General features: G+C 51.2%; 1 rRNA gene. It reads left to right on the top strand.

The annotated features are described in order from the left end of the window. The first annotated feature begins 25 nt into the window (after window positions 1-25). A 23S ribosomal RNA gene (locus L5M11_RS23600) occupies window positions 26-2,740 on the top strand. The last annotated feature ends 19 nt before the right edge of the window (window positions 2,741-2,759 follow it).

Below are 2,759 nucleotides of genomic sequence, written 5' to 3'. Positions count from 1 at the left end.
TGAGTGAAACTCATTTGGGTTGTATGGTTAAGCGACTAAGCGTATACGGTGGATGCCTTGGCAGTCAGAGGCGATGAAGGACGTAGTAACTTGCGAAAAGCGTTGGCGAGCTAGTAACAAGCATTTGAGCTAACGATGTCCGAATGGGGGAACCCAGCAGCATAAGCTGTTATCGCAACATGAATACATAGTGTTGAGTGGAATGCGTTGGAAAGCGCAGCGGCACAGGGTGATAGCCCCGTACATGAAAACTAACCATTGATGAAAACGAGTAAGGCGGGACACGTGACATCCTGTTTGAATATGGGGGGACCATCCTCCAAGGCTAAATACTCCTGACTGACCGATAGTGAACCAGTACCGTGAGGGAMARGAGACCGTGACTGCGTACCTTTTGTATAATGGGTCAGCGACTTACATTTTGTAGCGAGGTTAAGCGAATAGCGGAGCCGTAGGGAAACCGAGTGTTAACTGCGCGTTTAGTTGCAAGGTGTAGACCCGAAACCCGGTGATCTAGCCATGGGCAGGTTGAAGGTTGAGTAACATCAACTGGAGGACCGAACCGACTAATGTTGAAAAATTAGCGGATGACTTGTGGCTGGGGGTGAAAGGCCAATCAAACCGGGAGATATCTGGTTCTCCTCGAAAGCTATTTAGGTAGCGCCTCGAGCGAATACCATTGGGGGTAGAGCACTGTTAAGGCTAGGGGGTCATCCCGACTTACCAACCCTTTGCAAACTCCGAATACCAATGAGTACTACTCGGGAGACAGACGGCGGGTGCTAACGTCCGTCGTCAAAAGGGAAACAACCCAGACCGTCAGCTAAGGTCCCAAAGTACTAGCTAAGTGGGAAACGATGTGGGAAGGCTTAGACAGCTAGGATGTTGGCTTAGAAGCAGCCATCATTTAAAGAAAGCGTAATAGCTCACTAGTCGAGTCGGCCTGCGCGGAAGATGTAACGGGGCTAAGCTAGTCACCGAAGCTACGGGTGCACAGTTTACTGTGCGCGGTAGAGGAGCGTTCTGTAAGCCGTWGAAGGTGAAGGGGTAACCCACGCTGGAGGTATCAGAAGTGCGAATGCTGACATGAGTAACGATAAAGGGGGTGAAAAACCCCCTCGCCGAAAGACCAAGGGTTCCTGTCCAACGTTAATCGGGGCAGGGTGAGTCGACCCCTAAGGTGAGGCCGAAAGGCGTAATCGATGGGAAACAGATTAATATTTCTGTACTTCCGCTAACTGCGATGGAGAGACGGAGAAGGCTAGGCTAGCGCGGCGTTGGTAGTCCGCGTTTAAGGTGGTAGGTGGTGTTCTTAGGCAAATCCGGGGACACGTACTTWAATGTACACACTGAGAGCTGATGACGAGGTCCTAAGGGACTGAAGTAGTTGATGCCATGCTTCCAGGAAAATCTTCTAAGCTTCAGGTTAGTGGGAATCGTACCCCAAACCGACACAGGTGGTCGGGTAGAGAATACCAAGGCGCTTGAGAGAACTCGGCTGAAGGAACTAGGCAAAATGGTACCGTAACTTCGGGAGAAGGTACGCTCCTGTTGGTGATGAGACTTGCTCTCTAAGCTGACGGGAGTCGCAGATACCAGGTGGCTGCAACTGTTTATCAAAAACACAGCACTGTGCAAACTCGCAAGAGGAAGTATACGGTGTGACGCCTGCCCGGTGCCGGAAGGTTAATTGATTGGGTTATCGCAAGAGAAGCTCATGATCGAAGCCCCGGTAAACGGCGGCCGTAACTATAACGGTCCTAAGGTAGCGAAATTCCTTGTCGGGTAAGTTCCGACCTGCACGAATGGCGTAATGATGGCCACGCTGTCTCCAGCCGAGACTCAGTGAAGTTGAAATTGCGGTGAAGATGCCGTATACCCGCGGCTAGACGGAAAGACCCCGTGAACCTTTACTATAGCTTGGCACTGAACATTGAACCTACATGTGTAGGATAGGTGGGAGACTTTGAAGTTGTGACGCTAGTCATGATGGAGTCGTCCTTGAAATACCACCCTTGTAGTTTTGATGTTCTAACCTAGGTCCCTTATCGGGATTAGGGACAGTRCCTGGTGGGTAGTTTGACTGGGGCGGTCTCCTCCCAAAGAGTAACGGAGGAGCACGAAGGTTGGCTAAGTACGGTCGGACATCGTACGGTTAGTGCAATGGCATAAGCCAGCTTAACTGCGAGACATACACGTCGAGCAGGTACGAAAGTAGGTCATAGTGATCCGGTGGTTCTGAATGGAAGGGCCATCGCTCAACGGATAAAAGGTACTCCGGGGATAACAGGCTGATACCGCCCAAGAGTTCATATCGACGGCGGTGTTTGGCACCTCGATGTCGGCTCATCACATCCTGGGGCTGAAGTCGGTCCCAAGGGTATGGCTGTTCGCCATTTAAAGTGGTACGCGAGCTGGGTTCAGAACGTCGTGAGACAGTTCGGTCCCTATCTGCCGTGGGCGTTGGATGATTGAAGGGAGCTGCTCCTAGTACGAGAGGACCGGAGTGGACGAACCGCTGGTGTTCGGGTTGTCATGCCAATGGCATTGCCCGGTAGCTACGTTCGGAATCGATAACCGCTGAAAGCATCTAAGCGGGAAGCGAGCCCTAAGATGAGTCATCCCTAGGAATTTAATTCCTCTAAAGAGCCGTTCGAGACTAGGACGTTGATAGGCATGGTGTGTAAGCGTTGTGAGGCGTTGAGCTAACATGTACTAATGACTCGAGAGGCTTAACCATACAACCCAGATGGGTTTTA

It is taken from the genome of Shewanella sp. SM87, from assembly GCF_025653705.1.
Classification (GTDB): domain Bacteria; phylum Pseudomonadota; class Gammaproteobacteria; order Enterobacterales; family Shewanellaceae; genus Shewanella; species Shewanella oncorhynchi.
This window is presented reverse-complemented; position numbering and strand designations above follow the sequence as displayed.